Origin of the sequence: Demequina sp., assembly GCF_024642165.1 — a bacterium.
Taxonomy (GTDB): domain Bacteria; phylum Actinomycetota; class Actinomycetes; order Actinomycetales; family Demequinaceae; genus Demequina.
On sequence record NZ_JAHEBP010000104.1, the window covers coordinates 1 to 7,343 of the forward strand.

At 66.2% G+C, this 7,343-nt stretch carries 5 protein-coding genes; 3 read left to right on the plus strand and 2 right to left on the minus strand.

The genetic code is table 11. The annotated features are described in order from the left end of the window. Together Q0L54_RS09230 and Q0L54_RS09235 are read right to left on the minus strand one after the other, a co-directional pair. Positions 1-2,381, minus strand: a 2,381-nt coding sequence (locus Q0L54_RS09230; protein WP_296667478.1) for a TIM-barrel domain-containing protein, incomplete at its 3' end; no start/stop codon positions are given. Positions 2,382-2,472: 91 nt separating this feature from the next. Next, positions 2,473-4,374 (minus strand): SulP family inorganic anion transporter, encoded by a 1,902-nt coding sequence (locus Q0L54_RS09235; RefSeq protein ID WP_296667481.1) that lies wholly within the window; start codon positions 4,372-4,374, stop codon positions 2,473-2,475. Between Q0L54_RS09235 and Q0L54_RS09240 the strand changes: the two genes are divergently transcribed. From Q0L54_RS09240 to Q0L54_RS09250, 3 genes are all read left to right on the plus strand, one after another. Next, complete coding sequence (locus Q0L54_RS09240) at positions 4,352-5,842, plus strand: arylsulfatase (RefSeq protein WP_296667483.1); 1,491 nt, start codon at positions 4,352-4,354, stop codon at positions 5,840-5,842. The two genes, Q0L54_RS09235 and Q0L54_RS09240, sit on opposite strands and share 23 nt — an antisense overlap. 38 nt (positions 5,843-5,880) lie before the next feature. Next, positions 5,881-6,804 carry a formylglycine-generating enzyme family protein gene (locus tag Q0L54_RS09245; RefSeq protein ID WP_296667485.1) on the plus strand — a complete coding sequence of 308 codons (924 nt, stop codon included), beginning with the start codon at positions 5,881-5,883 and terminating at the stop codon, positions 6,802-6,804. Positions 6,805-6,833: 29 nt separating this feature from the next. After that, the coding region (locus Q0L54_RS09250; protein ID WP_296667487.1) for an HAD family hydrolase at positions 6,834-7,343 on the plus strand (510 nt) is incomplete at its 3' end.

Here is a 7,343-nt window from a genome sequence, read left to right on the forward strand (position 1 = left end):
GCGTTGGGGAATTCCACACTCGACTCGGCGGTCGGCAGCTCAGCGCCATCAATCGTCACAGCCCCAGGCTCGGCGCCATGAATGACCAGGCGGATGGTTGCCCGCGAGAATTCGGAGAACCCGTTCCCGCTGGCCGCCGCCGCGACCGTGACCGTGGAACCCGTGCGCGCGACCGAGATCTCCGTCCGCACGCACGCACCGTCCCGTGCCGCGAAGGTGAGGCCATCGTCCTCCTGGAGGAGCGAAAGGACCGTCTCTCCGTCCTTCGGCACAAAGATGTGGAGGTCGATGCGCTGTGGATAATGCCCAGCGGTCGACGCGGGCACATCCGGCCACATCGGGATCACGGCGCCGGCCCGGACGAACAGCGGGATCCGCTCGGGGGGCGCCTCGACGTCGAGACGTCGGCCGCCTTCGACCAGCAGGTCGGTGTGCCAGTCGAACCACTCGCCGTGAGGCAGGTAGACACTGCGCGAGACGACCCCCGGTTCGACCACCGGCGCCACGAGCAGATGAGGTCCCATCAGGTACTGGTCGTCGATTCCCCGCACGGCCGGGTCGGACTGGAAGTCGAAGACCAGCGGCCGTTGCACGGGCGCTCCGGTCTCCGACGCGATCACAAAGGCGGAGTAGAGATAGGGCATCAGGCGGTATCGCAGGCGGACAGCATGGCGAGCGATGCGCTCGACATCCTCGCCGAACGACCACGCGTACTGATCCGCTGAGTGCTCGATGCTGTGGTTGCGAAAGAACGGCGTGAGCGCGCCATGCTGGATCCACCGGGCGAACAGCTCCGGATTCGAGTCGCCGTCGAACCCGCCCACATCCGCGCCCACGAACGCCTGACCTGAGATCCCGAAGCCGTTGCCCATCGTGACCGACATGCCCAGGTGATCCCAGCGCGACGCGTTGTCGCCCATCCAGTTCGCCGCATAGCGTTGAATGCCGGCGAAGCCGGCGCGTGACAGCACGAAGGTGCGACGCTCCGGATGCGCCGCCAGCAATCCCTCCGTGGTTCCCATCGCCATCAGCATCGCGTACTGATTGTGCAGCCGCTCGTGAGACACCTGGCCGCGCTGGAAGAGCATCCGGTCGGGCGCGATGCGCCCGGTAGCGGGCTCGTTCATGTCGTTCCAGATGCCGGCGAGGCCGGACTCGACGTGCTTGGCGTTGAGCCGCCCCCACCACTCGCGCGTCTCGGGCAGGGAGAAGTCCGGGAACGCGGTGTCGCCGGGCCACACCTGGCCGATGTAGGTGTCGCCGCCCTCCGTGCGGCAGAACAGGTCCCCGGCGATCCCGGAGTCGTAGACGGCATAGCCGGGATCATGCTTCACGCCGGGGTCGATGATCGTGACCGCGCGTATGCCCTGGTTCTCGAGATCGGCGAGCATCGCCGCGGGATCCGGGAACTTCGTCTCGTCCCACGTGAAGACCCTGAAGCCGTCCATGTAGTCGATGTCGAGCCACAGCACATCCAGCGGAATGTCACGCTGACGGTGCTCGCGCGCGAGGTCGAGCACGTCGCCCTGCCGATAGTCGAACCACCGGCACTGGTGATACCCGAGCGCCCACATCGGCGGCACCGCAGTGCGACCCGTGAGCCACGTGTACGCCTCAAGGATGTCCGGCATCGCTGGACCTGCGATCAGATATTCGACGTACTGACCGCCCGAGGCGTGAATGGTGAAATGGTCACCCTGGGTGAAGTCGTAGTGGGTCCGGTAGCCGTTGTCGAGGAACGATGCGGACATCGCCCCGGAATTGCCGTCCTGGTGATAGAAGAACGGGATCGACACGTAGAACGGGTCGAATTCCGCGCTGAAGCGATCCGCGCGCGGGTCGCCCGTCGCACGCGCTGCCACGAACTCACGGGTGGCGTTCTCGTCGAGAACGTCGGTGTTCCACAACGTGAAGTCCCTGCCGCGGCGGTTGCCGCCCCCGGCCTTCTCCCCCAGTCCATAGACGGCGTCGGCCGGCCGCGCGGCGCGGCGCACCACGAATTCGTCGTTGAGAGTCGCGTACGGCACGAACCGCCCAGCGTCGTCGGTCGCCGTCACCGCCACGGAGGTTCCATCCGCGCGGACGACATCCAGGCGGAACGGGTCGAGACCCACGGACACGGTCATCGCGGCCGTCGAGACATGCGCTGCGCCTTCGTCGATCGCTACCGAGAACTCCACGTCGAGCTGCGGTAGATCGGCACGCACGGCCTCGGTTGGTCGCTCATCGAATCGCCCTCCCCGGGAGATCGCCATGCGAACCACATCGGGCCGCACCACGTCGACAGCAAGACTTTCGCCACCCAGGTCCGCGACGAGTCCGCGGGCTGTTTGCCGCACTGATCTGACGCTCTCGAATCGCAGGAAGTGCGCGGTATCCATGAGGCTCCTTCGCCGTCGCGCCCTCCATTCGGAGGGCGGCAGGGATACGGACGAGCCTACTTCGGAGCGCCACGGCTTGTCCGAGCGGCCCCTAGTCGTCGCCCTTTGTGGTGGTCGTCGCCTTCTGGGCATCGGCATAGGCGACGCGCACCGTCCGGCCCAGCCATTCATTTCCCCGATACACGTTCGCCGCGCCAACGAGATCCGTGAGGCCCTCGTGCTCGAACTGGATCAGGACTTGAGGACTGCTCGCGACGATCTTGAGGGACGCACCGTTTGCCGCGAGCTTTCGCGCGTATCGCGCGATCACTCCGATGAGCGACAGCCCCATCTGGTCCACGCCCCGCAGTCGAAGAATCACGACGGCCCCAGTGCTCGCCTTCGACACGCGCGGCAGTTGCTCCTCCAACGTGGGCGCGCTGGCGAAGAACAGGCTCCCGTAGGGCTGAAGGATCACCACCGCGCGGCCCAGGAGATCGCGCGGCGGATCGTCCTCGCGCATGTCGCCGTCCTCACCGATCACGAGTTGCCGCACCACCAACTTGTTGGACGCCTCGGCGACGAACAGGATGATTCCGAGCGAGACGCCAACGAGGACGGCGAAATGCAGCGGAATGATCAGCGTGAGCCCGAACGTGACTGCCATCAGCGTGGCCTGGAAGGGTCCGGTCTTGAGCACGGACCGGATTGCTCCGGGCTTGATCGCGCTGAGCCCAACCGTGATGAGCAGCGCCGCTAGTGCGGGCATCGCCACGGCGCCCACCACATCCGCGAGGAGGAGCACCACGAGCGCCATCGTGACTGCCGCGATCGCGATGGCGGTGCGCGTCTTCGCCCCGGCCGTCGACAGAAGAGTCGAACCTGACATCGAGCCACCAACAGGCATCCCCTGGAACAATCCCGACGCCATGTTTCCGACACCTTGGCCCACGAAGTCGCGTGACACGCTCGCCGGACCGTCAGCGGGATTCGCGACCGCGGCCGTCACGGCGGCGCCCTGAATCAGTCCCACGAACGCGAGCGACAACGCAGGAACAACGAGAGACGGGATTGCCGCCAGGTCCGGCAGGACCAGCCATGGGAGGCCGCCGGAGATTTCGGCGATGTCGCTGACCGATGCAATCGTGGCGTTCACGAGGGACCCCAAGAGGAGCGCGGCCACCGTTCCGACCACGACGGCCAGCACCATGCCCAAAGCGCCCAGCCGGGTCTTCGTCAAGACGGAGATCAGCAGGAAGGTGCCGACGCCGACGACGGCGGTCCAGACATCAATCTCGCCAGGGTGAGTCACCAGATCGAGCGCCACGAGAACGCGGTTGCTCGCTTGGCTCTCGAATCCGGTGAGGTTGGCGAGCTGACCAAGGACGATGTTCACGCCCACCGCGGCGACGAAGCCCGTCATGACCGCCGTGGGCACGAAACGAATGAGGCGCCCGAGCTTGAAGACACCCGCAAGCACCATCACAACGCCGGTCACGATTGACAGGGTGAACAAGGCGCGGGTGGGGTCGGCATAGCCGCTGAGGTTGGTGTCGGCGACGACGAGAGCCATGGCGCCGGTGACCCCCACGGCCATGAATGCGCTGCCGGTGAAGAACACGCCTCCCGCCATGCCGTACATGTACGCGTAGAGGCCCGCCATGGGGTTGACCCCCGCGAGGATGCCGTTGGCGAGCCCATCGGGAATGCTCTCGATGCCCAGCACCACCCCGGCCGAGGCGTCCTGCTTGATCGTCTTGCGACTGAACGCGCGCCGAACGCGTGCGACCGCGGGGCTAGTGACCCGCGTGACGCTGCGTCGGCCGTCGTTGCTCACGTTGCGAGGATAGCCAGTGCGGCCCCGAACGTGGTCGAACATGGCACGGGCAGCCGGCGGGTGGCGAAGTCCCAGCCGGCCGTCACGCGGCGCTGTCGCGCGTTCCGTGCCGATGTGGTTCCATGAAGCCCTCAATGTCGAGCAGAGGAGAGTCATGCCCAACGGCCAGCCGAACATCTTGGTTCTGTGGGGCGACGACATCGGGATCAGCAACCTGAGCTGCTATTCGCGTGGTCTGATGGGGTATCACACCCCGAACATCGACCGGATCGCCGAAGAAGGCGCGATGTTCACCGACTACTACGGCGAGCAGAGCTGCACGGCCGGCCGAGCGGCGTTCATCACGGGTCAGAACCCCTACCGCACGGGGCTCACCAAGGTGGGCATGCCCGGTGCGGATCTGGGCCTCCGAGACGAGGACCCCACCATCGCTACGGCACTCAAGTCTCAGGGGTATGCCACGGCGCAGTTCGGCAAGAACCACTTCGGCGACCGCGACGAGTTCCTGCCCACCAATCACGGCTTCGATGAGTTCTTCGGCAACCTGTATCACCTCAACGCCGAGGAAGAGCCCGAGGACCCCGACTACCCCACTCCCGAGGAGTTCCCGAATTTCCGCGAACGCTTCGGTCCCCGTGGAGTGATCCACAGCTACGCCGATGGCCGGATCGAGGACACGGGCCCGCTCACCAAGAAGCGGATGGAGACCATCGATGACGAGATCATCGAGCCTGCACAGCGCTTCATCAAGGGCGCGGCCGAGAGCGAGACGCCCTTCTTCGTGTGGTTCAACACCACCGGCATGCACTTCCGCACCCACATCGCCGACGAGATCCGCGGCCAGGCCGGCCGTTGGCAGTCCGAGTACCACGACGCCATGGTCGAGCACGACAAGCGCATCGGCACGATGCTTGACTTGCTCGACGAACTCGGGCTCGCCGAGGACACGATCGTTCTCTACAGCACCGACAACGGCGTGCACATGAATACGTGGCCCGACGGAGGGATGACTCCGTTCAGGAACGAGAAGAACTCGTCATGGGAAGGGGCGTTCCGAGTACCCGCACTGGTCCGATGGCCGGAGAAGATCGCGCCGGGAATCGTGCTCAACGACATCGTGAGCCACGCGGACTGGTTCGTCACCTTCCTTGCCGCGTCCGGCGCGCCGGACATCGCCGAGCAGTTGAAGGCCGGGTACGAACTCGACGGCACGGAATACAGGGTTCACCTGGACGGCTACAACCAGTTGCCGTACCTCACCGGCGAGACCGACGTCAGCCCGCGCCAGCAATTCTTCTACGTGTCCGACGATGGCGACCTCATGGCACTCAGGTTCAGCAACTGGAAGATCCTGTTCTTGGAACAGCGCGCGACGGGCACGCTGCGCGTGTGGGCGGAACCGTTCACGGAGCTGCGAGTGCCCAAGATCTTCAACCTACGGACCGATCCTTACGAGCGCGCCGACATCACGTCGAACACCTATTACGACTGGATGATCAGCCACGCCTACATCGTGGTGCCGGCTCAGGCATACGTCATGCAGATGGCGGCCACCCTGGTCGAGTTCCCACCGCGTCAGAAGTCGGCCAGCTTCACGGTGAGCGCCATGCTCGAGAAACTCCAGGCGGGCATCCCTAGCTCATGACCGGCCCGGCCCGTCCATCGTCCCAACACGACGACGGCATGGTGCCCATTCCGGGCGGGACATTCCGGATGGGCTCCGACGATCACTACCCGGAGGAAGCGCCAGTACACCGAGTGACCGTCGGGGACTTCTCGATCGGCGCGACTACGGTGACGAACCGCCGGTTCTCCGCGTTCGTCGACGCCACGGGCTACCGGACGGTCGCCGAACGCCCACTCGACCCCGCAGAGTTCCCCGGGGCACCACCGGAGAATCTTGTCGCCGGTTCGCTCGTGTTCACGATGACCCCGGGACCGGTCGACCTCCGGCACCTGAGCCAGTGGTGGGTCTGGACCCCCGGGGCGTGCTGGAGCAGGCCCGACGGCCCGGGCAGCGACCTGAGCGGGCGTGCGGACCACCCCGTGGTTCACGTCGCCTATGAGGACGCGCTGGCATACGTGGAGTGGGCCGGCCAGGACTTGCCGACGGAGGCCGAATGGGAGCGCGCGGCACGCGGCGACATCGATGGAGCCGCCTTCGTCTGGGGCGACGAGGCCGTGCCGAACGGGCGGTATCTCGCGAATTTCTGGCAGGGAGACTTTCCGTGGCGGAACAGCGAGGCCGATGGATTCACGGGCACGGCACCGGTGGGTTCCTATCCCCCCAATGGGTTCGGGTTGTACGACATGGCGGGCAACGTGTGGGAGTGGACCAAGGACTGGTACGCCTCCGGACATCCCGCCGACGCCGAGAAGGCGTGCTGCGTCCCGATCGATCCCCGCGGCCCCAGTGTTGAGTCCAGCTATGATCCCCGCCAGCCGCAGTTCGCGATCCCGCGACGCGTCATCAAGGGCGGGTCGTTCCTGTGTGCGGACAATTACTGCCAGCGCTACCGGCCCGCGGCGCGACGTCCGCAGATGATCGACACGGGCATGAGCCACCTCGGCTTCCGCACGGTGTCCCGTCGCCGTTCCCTCCTGTGACGTCCGCGAAGCCCGCATCGCACCGAGTGTTGCCCTCGTGGAACGACGGCGCGACGCGGTCCGCTCTGCTCGCGTTCCTCAAGGCCGCTGAGGAGCTCGCCCCCGAGGACCGGGTGGCAGTGTTCGACAACGACGGCACGCTCTGGTGCGAGAGGCCGCGCTACGCGCAGTTCGACTTCTTCGTGTGGCACTTGCGGCAACGCGTACGCCAGAGCCCCGAGCTGCTCGGCTACCCCGCGTTCGCCGCGGTGCTCTCTGGCGGCATGGCGGCGGTCGCCGACGAGGGTCTCGACCGGGTGGTGGCGGCGTTGCTCGGCCTGTTCGAGGGCATGGAGCCCGAGGAGTTCGACTCTCGCGTGAACGCGTTCCTCGACGACGCGACCCACCCGGATCGCGGGCTGAGGTACGACCAGATGGTGTACCAGCCCATGCTCGAACTCTTGAGCGAACTTGACCGCCGCGGCTTCACGAACTGCATCGTGAGCGGCGGCGGCACCGAGTTCGTCCGCGCAATGAGCCGCCGTGTCTACGGGGTGCCG

Bases quoted from the DNA above. Each gene is read 5' to 3' on its own strand.
- Q0L54_RS09240 (WP_296667483.1), top strand. From the start codon at position 4,352: ATGCCCAACGGCCAGCCGAACATCTTGGTTCTGTGGGGCGACGACATC.
- Q0L54_RS09235 (WP_296667481.1), bottom strand. From the start codon at position 4,374: ATGTTCGGCTGGCCGTTGGGCATGACTCTCCTCTGCTCGACATTGAGG.
- Q0L54_RS09245 (WP_296667485.1), top strand. From the start codon at position 5,881: ATGGTGCCCATTCCGGGCGGGACATTCCGGATGGGCTCCGACGATCAC.